Here is an 18,005-nt window from a genome sequence, read left to right as displayed (position 1 = left end):
CAATTAAATTTTTGTTAATCGTGGATACGTTAAGCTACAAAACCATCTCGGCGAACAAAAACACAGTGAACAAGGAGTGGGTTGTTGTGGATGCTCAGGATGCAATTTTAGGCCGTTTGGCTAGTGAAGTTGCTAAAATTATCAGAGGCAAACACAAAGCAAGCTACACTCCTCATGTGGACTGTGGTGATAATGTTATCATTATCAACGCCGATAAAATTAAGTTGACAGGAAAGAAGATGTCGGACAAAATTTATGTTCGTCACACCGGATATCCAGGAGGTCAGCGTTTTCAGACTCCCCGTGAGTTGCTCGAAAAACACCCAGAGCGTGTAATCGAGAAAGCCGTAAGAGGCATGCTTCCAAAGAATCGTTTGGGACGTCGTTTGTTTACTAATCTGTTTGTTTACGCTAAGCCGGAACATCCGCACAGCGCGCAGCAACCAAAAGAAATCCAGTTGTAATTCATGGAAGTTATCAACACAATAGGTAGAAGAAAAACAGCCGTGGCCCGTATTTATATGACGCCAGGAAAAGGAGATATTAAGGTTAACGGACGCGATTACAAGGAATATTTTCCTTTTGAAGTGCACCAAATCGTTCTTCAGCAGCCTTTTGCTGTGATCAGCGGAGGCAATGGTTATGATCTTAAAGTAAATGTAAGAGGCGGTGGAATTTCAGGACAGGCGGAAGCAATCCGTATGGCTGTTTCACGTGCACTTTGCGAATACAACGGAGAATTCCGTGGCGCGTTGAAAAAAGAAGGATTCCTTACTCGTGACCCTCGTATGGTTGAACGTAAGAAATACGGTCGCGCTAAGGCTCGTAAGAGATTCCAATTCTCGAAACGTTAATATTCAAATGTCCAGACAGTACTTATCGTGCCCGATGTGCTGTGCTGCGTAATTTTATTAAGACATTTTTTCAAAACATTAATCTGTAATGGCACAAATAGAATATAAAGAACTATTGGATGCAGGTGTACACTTTGGTCACCTTACCCGCAAGTGGGATCCACGTATGGCTCCATACATCTTCATGGAGAAGAACGGGATCCACATCATTGACCTGAACAAAACTTTGAGCTGCATCGATCAAGCAGAAGCAGCTTTGAAACAAATCGTTCGTTCAGGACGTAAGATCATGTTTGTTGCTACTAAAAAACAAGCGCAGGAAATCGTAACGGAAGAGGCGAAACGCCTTAAAATGCCTTACGTAACTGATCGCTGGTTGGGTGGTATGCTTACAAACTTCGGCACAATTCGCAAGTCTTTGAAAAAAATGCAGACTCTTTGAGAAGATGCTTAAAGACGAAACCACGGTTAGCAATATAGCGAAGAGAGAACGCCTGATGCTTACACGTGAAAAGGATAAATTGGAAAGAGTGTTAGGTGGTGTAGCTGATTTAACACGTCTTCCTGCTGCCCTTTTCATCGTTGATGTAAAACGCGAGCACATTGCAGTTTCAGAAGCAAAAAGATTGAACATCCCCATTTTTGCAATCTGCGACACCAACTCAAACCCTGAATTAGTTGATTTCCCAATTCCAAGCAATGACGATGCTTACAAAGCAATCTCATTGATCACATTGGCGATCGGAAAAGCAATCGAAGAAGGTTTGATGGAACGCAAACAAGATAAAGACGATCAGCGCCTTGTAGAGGAAGAAGAAGCGAAGCGTCAGGTTGACAAAGGTAACGAAGAAGCAGCTCCTGCTGCGCCACGTGCCGAAGTTGCCGCAGAGCCAAGCGCTGCTGAAAGCGAAGAGTAATCAGGGCGATATGGAATAGGTTTCTGACCTTTCCTGTCTGAACAGATAAAGTAGCCCATAGCCTAATTGCTATGGGCTACAGTTTTTTAAAATTCAACTGGAACCGGATTTCTTAATGATTTCATCATTTGATCGTAACGGCCGTTTCCATTCAAATCAGTAATAATCAATACTAAAATAAATCATGGCAATTACCGCACAAGATGTAAACAAACTCCGCCAAATGACTGGCGCGGGCATGATGGATTGTAAAAAAGCACTTCAGGAAGCTGATGGTGATTTTGACAAAGCCGTTGATATTCTTCGTAAACAAGGACAAAAAGTTGCAGCAAAACGCGCTGACAATGCAGTTTCAGAAGGCACAGTGGTTGTAGAAATCAGTGCAGACGGAACAAACGGCAAACTGATCGCACTTGCTTGCGAAACTGAGCCTGTTTCTAATGTTGAAGATTTCAAAAATCTGGCAAAAAGCATTTTGGACAAAGCAGTAGCAGATAACATTGCTGATAAAGAAACTTTGCTAGCTGCAACATTGGCTGACGGCCGTCCTGTAAGCGAGCACATTGTTGACCTTGTTGGTAAATTGGGTGAGAAACTTGAAATCACTGCTTACGAAAATGTAACTGCTGACCAGGTTGTTCCTTACATCCACTCCAATGGCAAATTGGGCGTTCTTGTAGCGTTCGAAGGTGTTAACGGAACAGATGTCAATGAGCTTGGAAAAGACGTTGCTATGCAGATTGCAGCCATGAAGCCAATCGCTTTGGATAAAGACGAAGTGGATTCTGCAACAGTAGAGCGTGAGATCGAAGTGGGTAAAGAACAAGCAAGAGCAGAAGGCAAGCCAGAAGCAATGCTTAAGAAAATTGCACAAGGTAAATTGCAGAAATTCTACAAAGACAACACATTGCTTAATCAGGAATTCGTAAAGGATTCTTCATTGACAATTCGTCAGTTGTTAGAGAAAACCGCTAAGGGATTAACGGTTAAATCTTTCAAAAGAGTTGCGATAGGCGCTTAAAAAGCCCTTTTCATAAAATAATCTCGACAACGCCTGGTATCTATTTGTATACCAGGCGTTGTTTTTTAATATTTACAAAAAATTGACTTATCCGTTAATTTTTTGGACACACATTATAAGTGACTTTTGAATTAAGATGATTGAAGCATTTGCTGATTGTGCATGGCATAATTGTACCGACGAGGAATTAGTTAAGCGCTTTTTACAAACTGGCGAAAACCGATATTTCGAGATACTTTACGACCGATACTCCTTCAAAGTTTTTCAGAAATGCTTTTCCATCACGCGTGACGCAGGCATAGCCGAAGACGTTACCCACGATATTTTTCTTAAACTGGTCAACAAGCTTGATACATTTAAGACAGACGCCAAATTCTCCACATGGCTTTTCTCTGTAACCTACAACCATTGCATGGACCTGATCCGGTCCAAAAAAGAAAAAGATCATTACCATCCACAAAGAAAGCGCTGACACCATTGAGCACATGGACCTCGACGAAATGTTCGGGATGGAAGAGGTCAATGCCAGAACATTAAGACTCGCGCTGCGAGCGCCTTAATCCCGAAGAAAAGGCATTATTGTACATGAAGTATATGGATGACCGGAGCATTCGATACATTGCAATTGCTGTGCAATTGACCGAAAGTGCCGTGAAAATGAGGCTAATGCGTTCGCGGAAGAAGCTGAGAAAAGCTTATCAGGAAATTGCGTATTTGGCTAAATTCCGCAAATAGCTATGAAATATGGCAAACTATTGATTACTTACACCGGCAAGCCCTCTTCTACCTGAAAAAGTGAACCTCAACCATTCCATTCACTAAAACCATCAGAAATGAGCGGAAAACTTCGACGTAACCTCTTTATTATCTGCCTTCTCGTAACAACAACATTTCACACTTTTGCTCAAAAAGTTGATCTTAGCAACTCCATCAATGCGGGCATTTTGAAAGCTCCGGGAGATACAACCTGGAAAAAAATTGAATTTGGTGCCAATCTTAATCAGGGATCTTTAGCTCAAACTGGACGGGTGGCGGCGTAAACTCCGTTGCATTAGGTTTGTTTTCAATGCGCTCAATGAGAAGATCAAAGGCAAGAATGCCTGGCGTAATGACTTTCAATCTCAATACGGGATTGTTCGGAACAAAGGCCAGCAAAGCCGGAAAAACGTAGACCGGATTTTCTTCGACACCAAGTATAACCGTTCCATTGGCGCCAAATGGAGTGTTTTTGCCAACATCAACTTCTTATCTCAGTTCGGAGCAGGCTACAACTATTCCTCGGCTCCCGACTCCGCGGACGTAAAAAGAAAGGTTTCAGGCATTCTTTCGCCGGCTTACATAACCGAAGCGATCGGTATAGAATATCGTCCCGTGTCTTATTTCTTTATTGACATAGCTCCCGGCGCATTGCGGCAGACAATCGTCGTGGATAAGGATCTGTATGTCAACACGCCTGACCAAAAAAATTACGGCGTGCCCATTGGAAAAAGGATCAGGACAGAAGCGGCATTAATCCAGATCGTTGCGAATTTCGATAAGGACATTGCAAAAGACATTAACTTGAAATTCAGATATTTAATGTTTTCAAGCTTTAAAAATCCCGGCAACATCGACAACCGCCTGGACGCAATGCTAACGGCGAAGATCAATAAATATGTCAACGTTAATCTCGGCGCTATAATGGTTTATGACAATGACCAGAGTGATAAAGTGCAGTTTGCCCAGGCCCTAAGTATCGGATTTTTGTATTCATTTTAATATCTCAAACTAACCTCAACTTGTTATGCTTCAGGAATTCAAAACGTTTATTGCAAAAGGAAATGTCCTCGATCTGGCCGTCGGTGTTGTTATCGGTGCGTCATTTGGAAAAATCACCACATCGCTCGTTGAAGACATTATCAACCCAGTTCTGGGTCTGCTGATTGGTGGCGTGGACTTTACGCAGCTCAAAATTGTGCTGAAAGAAGCGGTCGGAAAAACGCCGGAAGTCGCTATTAAATATGGCAATTTCATTCAGGTTATGATTCAGTTTATCATTATCGCATGGGTTATTTTCATGATCGTGAAGCTTGCCAACAGGCTGAGAATTTCCGAGTCGCTCGCACCGAAAGAATAGGCTTTTGTATATAAAAACAGGCAAACGAGGCACATTTGATGTGTCTCGTTTTTTATTGCAGTTATTAATTCAAGACGCAAAACTTTTTCTGGAAAAGATTTACCTTCGTGTTCAGTGCTGTTTGTTCAACGTTTAAAAGAAGTCTTGTGCAAAAAAAGGTCGTTATTTTGGGTGGAGGAGAAAGCGGAACAGGTGCTGCAATCCTAGCCAAATCCAAAGGTTTTGATGTTTTCCTATCAGATCGGGGCCAGTTAAATCAAAAGTACATTGACATTCTCAACCGTGAAAATATCCCTTTTGAACAAGGAGCACATTCGGAGGAAAGGATTTTAGACGGTGAGCTTGTCATCAAAAGCCCCGGAATTCCCGACACAGTCGCGCTGATCGTTGCATTAAAAGATAAAGGCATTCCCGTTATCTCAGAAATTGAATTCGCTTCGCGATACACCGATGCCAAAATAATCGCCATAACAGGCAGCAACGGCAAAACAACCACGACACTTCTTACTTATCACCTGCTCAAAAACGCGGGGTTAAATGTTGGCTTGGCCGGGAACATTGGCGACAGCTTTGCCTGGCAGGTTGCGGAAAAGCAATTTGATTATTATGTGCTGGAGATAAGCAGTTTTCAGCTGGATAACATCATTGATTTCCACCCTAACATTGCCGTTTTACTGAACATTACGCCGGATCACCTGGATCGTTATGCTTACAATTTCCAGAACTACATTGACTCCAAATTTAATATCATAAGAAACCAGACCGAGACTGATCATTTTATCTTTTTTGAGGATAGTGAAGTGATCATTTCTGAGCTTTCAAAAAGGAATGTTTTGTCACAAAAAACAAGCATTTCCCTTCAAGAAAGACCCGCCAATGGTGCTTATTTGAATGACAATAAACTGGTTTCTCATGTTGCAGCAAATGTTTTTGAACAGCAGTTTGATCAGTTGCCGATAAAAGGCCCGCATAATGCGATTAATGCATTGGCATCCATAGCAGTAGCGCAACTCGTTGGCATTGACACGGAAAAGATCAGTAACGGATTAAAGTCATTCACAAACGCTCCGCATCGGCTCGAACAAGTGGCGGTGATTGACAATGTTACTTACATTAATGACTCCAAGGCGACTAATGTTGATTCGGTTTTTTATGCCCTGGGAAGCTTTGATCAGCCTGTGGTTTTGATCGCAGGTGGCGTGGACAAAGGCAATGATTATAGCCAGATAGAATCGCTGGTGCGTAATAAAGTGAAAGGTTTAATAGTTTTAAGTAAAGATACAGAGAAGCTGGAGCACTACTTTTCTGAAATCGTCCCTCAAATATATACCACCCAAGACGTTCAGGATGCGGTTAACAAAGCGCAAGAATGGAGTATCCCAGGTGATATAGTGCTTCTTTCGCCGGCCTGCGCAAGTTTTGATTTATTCAAAAACTATGAAGACCGGGGCGAAAAATTCAAAGCAGCAGTCAGAAATCTTTCCATTCAAAAATAATCAATCATTACTCCGGTCACTAATATGGATTTCTTGTTAAAATCAAGAGAAGACACGCAGGCATGGTTTAGCAAAAATCTCAAGGGCGATCCTTGGATTTGGGGCATTTGCATTGGAATGCTCATGTGGAGCATTGTGGTGGTTTATAGCGCGAGTGTGAAAGATGCGTACAGCCAAATGGACGGTAACACCGAATATTATCTTTACAAACACGTTCTACTTTGCTTTTTGTCGCTGATGGTCATGTATTTCGTCCATCGCATTCCTTATATCAAGTTTGTTTACGTCACGCGGCTCGCAGTATGGAGCTCCATATTGCTGTTGATTTTTACCATGTTTTTCGGGACTTCGGTGAACGACGCTGCGCGTTGGATTGAGATTCCTGTGATCGGGCAGCGTTTTCAGCCTTCGGAATGGGCCAAAGTTGCATTGATAGCACATTTGTCGCTGATCCTTGCAAGGCACATTAAGGGCGGCTGGAACACGCGCGAACTTTTTACGGAGCCGCTGGCATTGGTCGGGATCGTTTGCGGATTGATTTTTACAAGTAATGTTTCTACGGCCGTCATGCTGGCCGGCATATGCTTCCTGTTGATGTTTGTAGGGAAAGTCCCGTTGCATTATCTATTTTTCACGGCGCTGGGGCTTGTATTTTTCGCGACCATTGCCATTCTGCTTAATTCTACCCAAAGATCAGGCACAGCTCAAAACAGGATTTCCGCTTTCTTTGACAAAGACATTGTGGTTTATCAATCTCAGCAATCCTACATGGCCATGGCCAGGGGCGGACTTTACGGTGAAGGCGTTGCAAAAAGCCGTCAGCGCCGGTTTCTTCCTGAGCCACAAAAAGATTTCATTTTTGCCGTAACCGTTGAAGAATACGGCACATTAGGCGGCACAATCCTGATCGTCCTTTATCTCATTCTTTTATACAGAGGCTTAAAAGCCATTGAGGCGACTAAAAGGCCGTTCGGCGGACTGCTTTCGGCCGGGTTAACATTCATTGTCGTCAGCCAGGCATTTTCGGCCATGGCGGTAACCGTCGGCCTGGTGCCGGTGACGGGACAAACATTGCCATTTTTCAGTCAGGGCGGAACGTCTTTGCTCTTTACCGGAATTGCCATGGGGATGATCCTCAGTGTAAGTCGCGGAGAAACAGTGGAAGAGAAAAGAATTTAGCATGTCAAAAAGAGTCGTAATCAGTGGTGGAGGAACCGGGGGGCACATTTATCCCGCAATTGCAATTGCTAATGCCTTGCAAAAGAAAGATCCGAGCCTCGAAGTTCTTTTTGTAGGTGCTTTGGGCAAAATGGAAATGGAAAAGGTCCCGCGTGCAGGTTACGAGATCGTGGGCTTGCCCATTGCCGGCATTCAGCGAAAATTGTCGCTTGATAACCTGCTTTTGCCATTTAAGCTCGTGAACAGTTTGGCAAAAGCAAAAGCAGTTATCGATGATTTCAAGCCGGATGCTGCGGTCGGCGTAGGCGGATTTGCGAGTGGACCATTGCTAATGATGGCTTCATTGGCCGGAATTCCTACATTGATCCAGGAGCAGAATTCTTACGCTGGAATCACGAATAAACTGCTTGCTAAAAGAGCCAAAAAAATATGCGTCGCCTATCCGGGCATGGAAGCTTTTTTTCCAAAAGACAAAATTGTAATGTTAGGAAATCCGGTCAGGAGCGACATTGTGGACGTTTCTGCAAGGAATAAGGAAGCGCTTGTGGAGTTTTGTCTGGATGGCGCTGCGAAAACTTTGTTCGTTATGGGCGGAAGTTTGGGAGCAAGATCGATTAATGAGAGCATTAATGCAGGGCTTGAACGATTGCTGGAAGCGGGTTATCAGGTTTTATGGCAAACGGGAAAAAGCTACATTGATACAGCCAAAAAAACCATTGCAACCCTTGGAACGGAGAAGGTTAAGGCGTTTGAATTCATTTACACAATGGATCTGGCTTATGCGGTTGCAGATGTGGTCGTTTCCCGGGCAGGCGCATTATCTGTTTCGGAGCTTTGTCTGGCTGCAAAGCCTTCCATTCTGGTTCCGTATCCGGCCGCTTCTGAGGATCACCAAACGAAGAATGCATTGACGTTGGTGGAGCAAGATGCGGCATTAATGGTCAAAGATTTTGAAACGGGAGAAAAGTTGGTGGCACAGGCGCTGGCGCTTTTGCAAGACATTGAAAAACAGGAAAGTTTGAAAGCAAATATCCGAAAACTCGCCAGGCCAAATGCTGCGGACGACATTGCAGCAGAAGTTTTCAAATTAATCAAGTAAATAAACTCTGGATAAGATCTTATGTCATCATCTATGACAAATTGGAAATACATATATTTTGTTGGAATCGGCGGCATAGGAATGAGCGCATTGGCTAGGTGGTTTGCAGCAAACGGATTTGCGGTGGCGGGTTATGATAAAACCTCAACAACATTGGTTCAAAAACTAATGGAAGAAGGCATTCCGGTTACGCTTGAAGACGAAATTGAAAGCATTCCAGCTGATTTTCTGAAAAATTCAGAGGACACGCTCGTGATTTACACACCGGCGGTGCCTGTGCAGCATAAGCAAATGCATTATTTCCGCGACCATAATTTCCTGATTTTGAAAAGGTCGCAAGTTTTAGGTTTGTTAACAAAAAATCTCAGGACCATTGGCGTTGCCGGGACGCATGGAAAAACGACAACGTCGTCATTGGTTGCACATATTTTGCGGCATGCAAAAGTTAACAGCACGGCTTTTCTGGGCGGGATTACGCAGAATTATGGCACCAACTTGCTGCTTAATGAGCCGACAGATAATCTGGAAGAGGTTTTTTGTGTGGTCGAAGCAGATGAATTTGACCGGTCGTTTTTAACACTTTTTCCGGAAATAGCGATCGTTACTTCTACGGACGCGGATCATTTGGATATTTACGGCGCACACGAAGCTGTGCTGGAATCTTTCAGGGATTACGTAAGCCAGATTGATGACGACGGTGTGCTTTTCATGCGCGACGGACTGGAATTAGCAGCTGCCACGAAAGCGCAAGTCTTCACATATTCCTTGAAAACAGGAGATTATCATTCAGAAAATATTCGGATCGCGAATGCCCGCTTTGTGTTTGATTTAATCCATCCCAATGGGAAAGTCGAAGCGATTGCAATGAAAATTCCTGGCTATCATAACATTGAAAATGCCATTGCGGCGAGTGCAGTGGCTTTGCACATTGGTGTAAGCGAGGATAAAATTAAGGAAGCGCTTGAAAATTATGGCGGTGTGAAACGCAGGTTCGAATATCAGGTTGAAGAAGATGGCTGCATTTACATTGATGACTATGCGCACCACCCGACAGAGATCGAAGCATTTCTTTCCTCGGTGAAGGGATTATACCCAGGACGGCACATTACGGCCGTTTTTCAGCCCCATTTATTTTCACGGACACGCGATTTTGCAGACGGTTTTTCAGAGAGTCTTTCACTGGCAGACAGGCTTTTGCTGCTGGAAATTTATCCGGCCAGAGAGTTGCCCATTGAAGGGGTAACTTCCCAAATGCTAATGGAAAAGGTTACTGCTCAGGACAAGCAGGTTATTGCTAAAGATAAAGTTTTGAGCGTTTTAGCTGATTTAAATACGGATATTGTGGTCACAATAGGGGCGGGAGACATTGATACTTTGGTGGAACCGATCAAGGAGTTGCTCAAAAATTCAATTGTGAATAATTAGTCAAAGCATTTTTAATATTACTAAGATGTTACGTAAATTTGACTATCCATGGCTTTTGTTGAAACGCAGTTTGTGGCTCATTTTGCCAATTGCAGGGATAGGCATGGCCGAAAGTAAGCTTGGTAATCAGCGCTGTACGAATCTCGTAATTTCGATTCAAGGAGATTCAGGCACGCGGTTGCCTTAATCAAATGGACGTCCGGATGCTCGTCACCGAAAATGGCGCGGATCCGTTGCTGGGAAGCAGGTTAAGTGATGTTGCCTTGCACGATCTTGAAGACAGGGTCCGCAGGAACAAGCTTATCAGGAAATGTCAGGTTTATCGGGACCTGAAAGGAAATGTTGTAGTGGAAGTTGAGCAGGAAAAGCCTTTGGCCAGATGGATCAACACTTCCGAAAATGGTGAGATGCGCAATTCATCCGGATACTATATCAGTGATGAAGGCGTTTTTTTTCCATTGTCCGATAGTTACAGTGCGAGGACATTGCTCGTTTCAGGGCCTTATTTTAAAGAACCTGAAACATTGAAAACCGTAAAAGGGGCCACTATGATGGAGTTTTTGAGGTTTTTGAATGCAGATCCTTTTGGGAAAGCGGCAAGTGGCACAGCTGAATGCAGATAAAGATGGTGAAATCTATCTTATGACAGTTCTCGGAGATCAGCGGATTGAATTTGGCACCGCAGAAAATTATGAGGCCAAATTTAATAAGCTTAAAATGTTCTATAATAAGGTGTTAAGCCAGGACTGGAGCAGGTATAAAAAAATTAGTATTAAGTATCAAGATCAAATAGTTTGTGAATAATAATTCACCATCAGCATGGCACACGATAAAATTGTAGTAGGAGTAGATATTGGGAGCACGAAAATTACCGTGGTTGCAGCACAGGGAGCCGCGTCAGGTTCTCGTAAAAGCAATATTGAGATATTGGGTTTTAGCGAAGTTCCGGTGCCTTCGGGTGCAGTTGTCAACGGGGCAGTTGAAAATATAAAACAAGTTGGAAGTGCAATTCGTGAGGCCCTGACAGAAGCCTCATCCCGCTCAGATCTTGACATTGCGGTTGTTAATGTAAGCTTCGGCGGAACGCAGGTGAAAGTTAGCAAGCAAAGTGATGGCGTCATCAGGCCGTCGGCTTCGTCAGGCGAGGAGGTTACGCAGCGTGACGTGGACCAGTTGGTTGATGATATGTATCGCGCCAAAATTGAGCCTAACTACGATGTGCTGCATGTTTTGCCAATGGAATTTGTGGTTGATAATTCCATGAATGTCCGTGAGCCGGTTGGCCGCACTGGCATTAAATTGGGCGGTAATTTTCTGATCGTTTCTGCAAACAGCCAATCCATTTTACGCACGAACAAAAGTCTGGCCGATGCGGACCAGAATTTGAAATGTGATAAAATGATCTTCGCGCCGCTCGCAACGAGCCTTGCCGTTTTGAATGAAAATGAAATGAAAGCCGGCATTGCGCTGGTCGACATTGGTGATCATACAACCGACCTTGTCATTTATCACGATAACATTATCCGTCACATTGCCACATTCCCGATCGGTGGCCGCCACATTACCAATGATCTTGCAACAGGATGCGGCATTCAGATTGAAAATGCGGAAAGATTGAAGCATGAATATGGCGTTGCGATTGCCAACGACGTTCCGCTTAACATTGAGATATTTGTCAATTTCCTTGCAGGACGCGCGCCTAAGCAGGTTTTGAAAAGGAATGTTGCCTTAATCATTGAAGAAAGATTGAAAGAGATTGCTGCAATGGTTTATGCAGAAATCATTAAATCAGGATATTTAGACAAACTGATTGGCGGACTGGTTCTTACGGGAGGTTCTGCAAATATTGACGAAATAGAAAAGCTTTTTGAGAAAGTTACAAACCTGTCTGTTCGCGTAGGTTTTCCTGAAAATCTGGAAAGAACTGCCAAAGCGGACGCAGTAAGCAATTCTTCATACAGCACAGCGATTGGTCTGGCCTGGGCTGGACTGAGAAACATTGATCCAAGGGTTAGATCCATTTGCAAACCAACTTCTGTTCATACGACGAGCACAGTTATACAGAGAGAGAAACCGAAACCCATAACGAAAGAGCCAGCGAAGAAAAATGGCACTTTCTGGGACAGTTTCAACAGCATTATTGGTAAAAAAGATGATAGTCTGGACGACTATTGACAAAACATAGCAGTTACACGCGTTAACCTCGGAAAATATGAATAAAAGCTTGTTGCAATCTTTAGACCAGGACTACATTGTTAATGAAATCATAAAAGATCAGCCTACTGGTGAACGCCAGGAAGAGCCGGCGATCATAAAAGTGATAGGAGTAGGAGGCGGAGGAAGTAATGCTGTAAACTACATGTTTGAAAGAAAAATCAAAGATGTAGAATTCGCAGTTTGTAACACAGACCGTCAGGCCCTGGCCAATAGTCCGGTGCCGGTGAAAATCCAGCTTGGTGCGACATTAACGCAGGGACTGGGAGCCGGAACGGATGCTACGAAGGGAAAAGAGGCCGCTCTCGAAACAATAGAAGAAATTAAAAACCTGCTCGGCGGATCAACACAAATGGTGTTTATCACGGCTGGTATGGGTGGAGGAACAGGAACAGGCGCAGCTCCCGTAATCGCGCAGCTCGCGAAGGAAATGGGCAAGCTGACCGTTGCCGTTGTAACCGCGCCCTACACCTGGGAAGGCCTTGATAAGAAAGAGCAGGCTTTGGAAGGGATCGAGCAGCTGAAAGAATACAGCGACACCGTACTGGTGGTGTTGAATGATAAGCTGGAAGAGCTTTACGAAGACATGACGCTGACGCAGGCATTTGCGGAAGCGGATGGAATTCTTCTGAATGCTGTGAAAAGTATTTCTGAGATCATTACGACAAACGGAAATATCAACACGGATTTTAAAGACGTTGAAAAAGTGCTGAAAAACGCTGGACAGTCTGTGATGGGAACATCAGAAGCGACCGGCGCAGACCGTGCACAGCTTGCGATAAAAGAAGCATTGGATTCTCCATTGTTGAATGACAGGGACATTCGTGGTGCAAAACGTATCCTTGTAACACTTGCGACAAGCAAGAAAAAAGAGGCTACGATGAAAGAGCAGCGCGAAATCTGGCGTTACGTTCTTTCGCAGGTTGGCGGAGAAGCAAGAATGTTCAAACTGGGAACGATTACAGATGATTCATTAGGCGACAAATTGCGTGTTACAATCGTAGCAGCAGGCTTTGACAGCATTGAATCACCAATCCCGGGCATTGAGTTGAAAGGCAGACTAATCGTTCCAGCGCCCGCTGCACCAGCGAAGCAGGAGATTATTGAGCCGGTCAATCAGGAAATTATTTACACAAGCGAATTAGAAGAAAGTACGCCAACCGGCCCGATAGATTTGATTCTTGACAATGAGATTGTTTCTGACGGATATAATCCTTTGCCCATTACAAACATTGAAGGAAACAGCGATTGGAATAACGAAGAAATTGGAAAACTGGAACTGATGATCGCCTCGTTCAAAGACGGGCTTGTCAAATACACAGATCTTGAAGGACCAGCCTTCCGCCGCAGCCATGTGGAACTCTGGAAACGCCCGGCCATTCCGGCGAGCGAAATGGAGCAGCATTGGTTGAAATAAGTCATTAGAAGGGAGCGAAAGCCCCCTTTTTTATTAAAAGTGGATCATTTGCCCAGCTTGTAATTCCAGTAACTCTTTATACAAAACATTTGACATCACGCGGTCACTGTAATTAGACCGGATTTGCCCCAGTTTGACGCGCAATGCAAGTGTATTCATGCCTAGATAACTGAAGACGTCATTAAGGTGGCTTAATGCAAGCGCAGCGCCCTGCATATTAGACGACAGGCCAACCAATGCAGCCTTCTTATTTGTAAAGCTGTTGGGATAAGGAAGTCCGTCAATGAAAGCTTTAAGCACGCCAGGATAGGAACCATTGTATTCCGGAACGATAAAGACAAATTTGTCTGTCTGTTCAAGCAACGATTTGAGGTTATTGAACTGCTCGTTTTTTCCGCTGTTTTCATACATCGCAGAAACTGTAAAGTCGTTAGGCAGATTAATGAGATCCAGGATCACATTAGGCGCATTCAGGTGATTTAATATCTCCTGATAATATTCAGCAATCTTGCGCGACATCGAATTGGGCCGGTTCGTGCCAACGATAATTACTATGGGGGAAGAAGTTGTTGTCATTGAAAAGCAAAAATGAGAGCAGCAGACTGGTTTGTCCGCTTAATAATGGCTTACTAAGTAACAAATTAAGGACAAAATTGTTCAAGAAGCAGTCCAAAGCGCGGCCTCAATTCATGTTGGCACCAAATATCGTTTTACGATACACAACATTTATTGCTATCTTTGAGGCCAATATTCATCATGAAAAGCAATTAAGAATCTGATTTTCAGGTTTTTATGTATTAACTCACGTAATAATATGTCCTGGTTTATTCGGAAAGAGAAAGGTATTAATACACCCACCGAAATGAAGCGTGAAGCTCCTGATGGGTTGTGGTATCAGTGTCCTAATTGCAAGAAAATTACGCCTACCAGAGAACATAAGCAGAATGCTTTCACTTGCCCCCATTGCAATTATCACGAAAAAGTGGGTTCTGATGTATATTTCAACCTGCTGTTTGACGATAACGAATTTATAGAGCTGGATGAAAATCTGACTTCCGGCGATCCGCTTCATTTTGTTGATACAAAAGCTTATCCCGACCGGATTAAATCCACAATGCAGAAAACCGGGCTGAAAGACGCCGTTCGCACCGGACATGGAAAGATGAACGGTCTGGACGTTGTCATTGCCTGTATGGATTTCAATTTCATCGGCGGATCCATGGGATCTGTTGTTGGAGAAAAGATCGCGCGTGCTATCAGTTATGCTTTGGAGCATAAGCATCCTTTTCTGATGATTTCGAAATCGGGTGGAGCGCGTATGATGGAAGCAGGATTTTCATTAATGCAAATGGCAAAAACTTCCGCGCGCCTGGCGCAGCTTTCCGAAGCAAAAGTGCCTTATATATCATTGCTGACAGACCCAACAACGGGTGGGGTTACGGCTTCTTATGCAATGCTCGGCGATTTCAACATTTCCGAACCTGAGGCATTGATTGGATTTGCGGGACCGAGGGTTATTCGTGAAACCATTGGTAAAGATCTTCCGAAAGGCTTCCAAAGCGCAGAATTTGTTCTTGAGCACGGATTTCTTGATTTCATCGTTGACAGAAAAGATTTGAAAGACAAACTGACAAGTCTCCTCAACATGCTCCGATGATATGCGTTTGATTTCCCATCCAGTCCTTTGCAATTACTACGTAACTTATCGCTGCAATGCATCATGTAGTTTTTGTGACATTTGGGAAAAGCCTTCGCCTTACATTACGGTTGAAAATTTAAGAGAAAATTTACGGGATTTGAAAAAACTCGGCGTTAAGGTCATTGACTTTACCGGAGGCGAACCTTTACTGCACAGGCAGCTTGATTTGCTTTTAAAAGAAGCCAAAGACCACGGCATGATCACAACCGTGACGAGCAATGGCCTTCTTTATCCCAAACAAGCAGAAAAACTACGGGGACTTGTTGATATGCTCCATTTTTCACTCGATTCACATGATCGTGATGAGCATGATAAATCAAGAAATGTGAAGTGCTTTGATAAAGTGATGGAATCCATTGCCGTTGCCAAATCACTAGGCGAGCGTCCGGACATTATTTTTACGGTTTTTGAAGATAATGTTGGTAAAATAAGGCAAATGTGGGAGGAGATTTGTTTGCCAAATGATTTGATTTTGATCCTGAATCCTGTTTTTGAATACAACAATGTTGGTTCGAATCTCTCCAAAGAAACATTGAGCGAGCTAACTTGGTGGGGAAAGCAGAAGAATGTTTACCTCAACGATGCCTTTGTCCAGCTGCGACTTGACGGCGGAAACCATGTCGATAATCCCGTTTGCAAAGCCGCCAGCACAACCATTGTTATCTCTCCCGAAAACAAGCTTGTTTTGCCTTGCTATCACTTAGGGCTGAAAGATTTTCCGATAGAAGGAAATTTATTTGATCTCTACCATTCCGACGAAGTGCAAAAACTTGTTGCGCTCGAAGGAAAATTGCCAGCTTGCGAAGGCTGCGCGATCAACTGCTATATGCAGCCGTCATTCGCAGTTGAAATGAACAAATATTGGTGGAAAGCGCTTCCAAGCACCATAAAATATAACCGCATTAAGGGCACCTGGAAGCAAATGGTGAAGTTTTAAAACGAGCAATAATCTTTTCTGCGTGTATCAGTGATGGAGCTGATCTTCCAACCCTGGCTCAGTTTAATCATAGTGAACACATTTACGCCGCAATGTGAAAATTTCTCGCCGAGATAGAATTTATAAGGTGCCCATACGACTGCCATAGGTCCATCCACTATTATCCTTTCATTAGAAATTTGCTCATCCCATATTTCTGAATGCGGTGTTCCAACTGCCTTAACGAAGTAATCTATTGACGCGGTAGTCATCGCAACTGAATCCGATGGATTTCTAGGAATGGACATCAACGTGCCTCCGACTGCAAAGGCGCTTCTAACCATCGTTGAATCTCCGGCACGCATTCCATCGAATAAAGTTTTGACCGTTTGCATAATGCCAGGATCATATTTCTGACAAAATCCACTAGAGGTGTAGAAGGCGCAGATGACGCATAGCAATGCTAGTTTAGTGTGCTGCTTAGTGATTTTCATTATTGGTATAGTTTTAACAAAAGCTTAATTTTAAGCCCTTTTGAATTTGAGAATCAATATGTCCGAAAAAATAGTTAAAAAAGTAGATATTAAAAATCGCAAGGCATCCTTCGAATACTTCTTCTTGGAGGAGTTTACCGCTGGAATGGCGTTGACGGGAACAGAAATAAAATCAATAAGACAAGGCAAGGTCAATTTCCAGGATGCATATTGCCTTTTCATGGACGGAGAATTGTACATCAGGAGCTTACATATATCGCCCTACACCGAAGGAACGCATTACAATCACGACCCAATGCGTGACCGTAAGCTGTTGATTACCAAAAGAGAAAAGAAGAAGCTGATCGAAAATTTAAAAGATCAGGGGCTGACTATTATTCCTGTGCGGTTGTTTACAAGTGAGCGTGGACTTGCCAAATTGCACATTGCCTTAGCAAAAGGTAAGAAGCTTTACGACAAGCGTGATACGATCAAGGAAAGAGATGTAAAGCGGGAAACAGATCGGATGAATTTCTAGTATAATAATGGCTTTCCTGGCGCGTTTTTTATGGTAAAAAATTCCTATATTGTCGGAATCAAATACCTCTAGGGCTCATGGGTAAAGTACTGGTTCTTAATCAAGATTATAGTGCGTTAAGTGTTTGCACGGTTCCAAAGGCGTTTTTATTAGTCTACATGAATAAGGCTGAAATGCTGGCCGAGTCACCCCGGCATTATCTTAGGACGGTCAACGATAAATATCCCATGCCCGTTGTGATCCGCCTTAACCGCTACATTCATATTCCTTATCGCGGGGTTGTCATGACGAGGCAAAACCTCTTCAAGCGGGACAGTAACCGATGTCAGTATTGCGGAACACACGATAATCTCACACTCGATCACGTTATCCCGAAATCAAGAGGCGGAAAAACAACCTGGGATAATTTAGCCACCGCCTGCAAACGCTGCAACTCCCGAAAAGGAGACCATACACCAGAAGAAGTTGGCATGCCCCTCCGCCAACGGCCATTTCGTCCCTCATTTTTAATGTTTATCAGAGATTTTTCTGGCCTGGCTGACGACGAATGGCTTCCATATCTGGGTGTTAAGGAGCGCACATATTAACATTTGAGCTTCATTCCCGCCTTTTATTACCCTCCAACATTTCCTTTCTTCTGA

At 43.5% G+C, this 18,005-nt stretch carries 21 protein-coding genes and 2 pseudogenes; 21 read left to right on the top strand and 2 right to left on the bottom strand.

The window, feature by feature from the left end; translation table 11 throughout:
* Positions 1-20 precede the first annotated feature (20 nt).
* The 17 genes and pseudogenes from rplM to ftsZ all read left to right on the top strand — a co-directional run bounded on the left by rplM (position 21) and on the right by ftsZ (position 13,738).
* Complete coding sequence (gene rplM, locus AC0IYG_RS23030) at positions 21-464, top strand: 50S ribosomal protein L13 (protein ID WP_233854153.1); 444 nt, start codon at positions 21-23, stop codon at positions 462-464.
* A 3-nt stretch (positions 465-467) separates the two neighbouring features.
* Positions 468-854 carry a 30S ribosomal protein S9 gene (rpsI, locus tag AC0IYG_RS23025; protein ID WP_026631735.1) on the top strand — a complete coding sequence of 129 codons (387 nt, stop codon included), beginning with the start codon at positions 468-470 and terminating at the stop codon, positions 852-854.
* 88 nt (positions 855-942) lie between these two features.
* A pseudogene (rpsB, locus tag AC0IYG_RS23020) lies at positions 943-1,771 on the top strand (30S ribosomal protein S2).
* 184 nt (positions 1,772-1,955) lie between these two features.
* Positions 1,956-2,792 (top strand): translation elongation factor Ts, encoded by an 837-nt coding sequence (gene tsf / locus AC0IYG_RS23015; protein ID WP_471713416.1) that lies wholly within the window; start codon positions 1,956-1,958, stop codon positions 2,790-2,792.
* Between the two features lie 136 nt (positions 2,793-2,928).
* Positions 2,929-3,264, top strand: coding sequence for an RNA polymerase sigma factor (locus tag AC0IYG_RS23010; protein WP_471713415.1), 336 nt, complete (start codon positions 2,929-2,931; stop codon positions 3,262-3,264).
* Between the two features lie 113 nt (positions 3,265-3,377).
* Positions 3,378-3,527 carry a hypothetical protein gene (locus AC0IYG_RS23005; protein WP_471713413.1) on the top strand — a complete coding sequence of 50 codons (150 nt, stop codon included), beginning with the start codon at positions 3,378-3,380 and terminating at the stop codon, positions 3,525-3,527.
* A gap of 98 nt (positions 3,528-3,625) precedes the next feature.
* Positions 3,626-3,832, top strand: coding sequence for a hypothetical protein (locus tag AC0IYG_RS23000; protein ID WP_471713412.1), 207 nt, complete (start codon positions 3,626-3,628; stop codon positions 3,830-3,832).
* Positions 3,813-4,001 (top strand): annotated as a pseudogene (locus AC0IYG_RS22995) (DUF3078 domain-containing protein); the annotation flags it as partial. The gene AC0IYG_RS23000 and the pseudogene AC0IYG_RS22995, both read left to right, overlap by 20 nt.
* 162 nt (positions 4,002-4,163) lie before the next feature.
* A complete protein-coding gene (locus tag AC0IYG_RS22990; protein WP_471713411.1) occupies positions 4,164-4,550 on the top strand; it encodes a DUF481 domain-containing protein in 387 nt (128 codons plus the stop codon).
* A gap of 25 nt (positions 4,551-4,575) precedes the next feature.
* Entirely contained in the window at positions 4,576-4,908 is a 333-nt protein-coding gene (mscL, locus tag AC0IYG_RS22985) for a large-conductance mechanosensitive channel protein MscL (protein ID WP_471713410.1), read from the top strand.
* A 146-nt stretch (positions 4,909-5,054) separates the two neighbouring features.
* A complete protein-coding gene (murD, locus tag AC0IYG_RS22980) occupies positions 5,055-6,404 on the top strand; it encodes a UDP-N-acetylmuramoyl-L-alanine--D-glutamate ligase (protein ID WP_471713409.1) in 1,350 nt (449 codons plus the stop codon).
* A gap of 24 nt (positions 6,405-6,428) precedes the next feature.
* Positions 6,429-7,583 carry an FtsW/RodA/SpoVE family cell cycle protein gene (locus AC0IYG_RS22975; protein ID WP_471713408.1) on the top strand — a complete coding sequence of 385 codons (1,155 nt, stop codon included), beginning with the start codon at positions 6,429-6,431 and terminating at the stop codon, positions 7,581-7,583.
* A 1-nt stretch (position 7,584) separates the two neighbouring features.
* Positions 7,585-8,682 carry an undecaprenyldiphospho-muramoylpentapeptide beta-N-acetylglucosaminyltransferase gene (murG, locus tag AC0IYG_RS22970; protein WP_471713407.1) on the top strand — a complete coding sequence of 366 codons (1,098 nt, stop codon included), beginning with the start codon at positions 7,585-7,587 and terminating at the stop codon, positions 8,680-8,682.
* A 33-nt stretch (positions 8,683-8,715) separates the two neighbouring features.
* Positions 8,716-10,107 carry a UDP-N-acetylmuramate--L-alanine ligase gene (gene murC, locus AC0IYG_RS22965; RefSeq protein WP_471713406.1) on the top strand — a complete coding sequence of 464 codons (1,392 nt, stop codon included), beginning with the start codon at positions 8,716-8,718 and terminating at the stop codon, positions 10,105-10,107.
* 191 nt (positions 10,108-10,298) lie between these two features.
* A complete protein-coding gene (locus AC0IYG_RS22960) occupies positions 10,299-10,730 on the top strand; it encodes a cell division protein FtsQ/DivIB (RefSeq protein WP_471713405.1) in 432 nt (143 codons plus the stop codon).
* Between the two features lie 196 nt (positions 10,731-10,926).
* Positions 10,927-12,282, top strand: coding sequence for a cell division protein FtsA (gene ftsA, locus AC0IYG_RS22955; protein ID WP_471713403.1), 1,356 nt, complete (start codon positions 10,927-10,929; stop codon positions 12,280-12,282).
* 37 nt (positions 12,283-12,319) lie between these two features.
* Positions 12,320-13,738 (top strand): cell division protein FtsZ, encoded by a 1,419-nt coding sequence (gene ftsZ / locus AC0IYG_RS22950; RefSeq protein WP_471713402.1) that lies wholly within the window; start codon positions 12,320-12,322, stop codon positions 13,736-13,738.
* Positions 13,739-13,771: 33 nt separating this feature from the next.
* On the opposite strand, the gene AC0IYG_RS22945 is transcribed toward ftsZ, so the two are convergent.
* The gene (locus tag AC0IYG_RS22945; RefSeq protein ID WP_471713401.1) at positions 13,772-14,314 is read right to left on the bottom strand and encodes an NADPH-dependent FMN reductase; all 543 of its coding nucleotides are present in this window, start codon (positions 14,312-14,314) and stop codon (positions 13,772-13,774) included.
* Positions 14,315-14,552: 238 nt separating this feature from the next.
* Here AC0IYG_RS22945 and accD point away from each other — a divergent pair, with 238 nt between their 5' ends.
* Together accD and AC0IYG_RS22935 are read left to right on the top strand one after the other, a co-directional pair.
* The gene (gene accD, locus AC0IYG_RS22940; protein ID WP_471713400.1) at positions 14,553-15,395 is read left to right on the top strand and encodes an acetyl-CoA carboxylase, carboxyltransferase subunit beta; all 843 of its coding nucleotides are present in this window, start codon (positions 14,553-14,555) and stop codon (positions 15,393-15,395) included.
* Between the two features lies 1 nt (position 15,396).
* Positions 15,397-16,374 carry a radical SAM protein gene (locus tag AC0IYG_RS22935; protein WP_471713398.1) on the top strand — a complete coding sequence of 326 codons (978 nt, stop codon included), beginning with the start codon at positions 15,397-15,399 and terminating at the stop codon, positions 16,372-16,374.
* Here the strand turns inward: AC0IYG_RS22935 and AC0IYG_RS22930 are convergent.
* Positions 16,371-16,847, bottom strand: a complete 477-nt coding sequence (locus tag AC0IYG_RS22930) for a hypothetical protein (protein WP_471713397.1) — start codon at positions 16,845-16,847, stop codon at positions 16,371-16,373. The genes AC0IYG_RS22935 and AC0IYG_RS22930 overlap by 4 nt on opposite strands.
* A gap of 58 nt (positions 16,848-16,905) precedes the next feature.
* Between AC0IYG_RS22930 and smpB the strand changes: the two genes are divergently transcribed.
* Complete coding sequence (gene smpB, locus AC0IYG_RS22925) at positions 16,906-17,364, top strand: SsrA-binding protein SmpB (RefSeq protein ID WP_471713396.1); 459 nt, start codon at positions 16,906-16,908, stop codon at positions 17,362-17,364.
* Positions 17,365-17,441: 77 nt separating this feature from the next.
* Positions 17,442-17,951: an HNH endonuclease gene (locus AC0IYG_RS22920; protein WP_233854189.1), complete on the top strand. Its 510-nt coding sequence runs from the start codon at positions 17,442-17,444 to the stop codon at positions 17,949-17,951.
* The last annotated feature ends 54 nt before the right edge of the window (positions 17,952-18,005 follow it).

The sequence above is a fragment of the Dyadobacter sp. AC419 genome, assembly GCF_979253085.1.
Note: the sequence above shows the minus strand (reverse complement) of the source record. Positions and strands in the feature narration are given on the sequence as shown.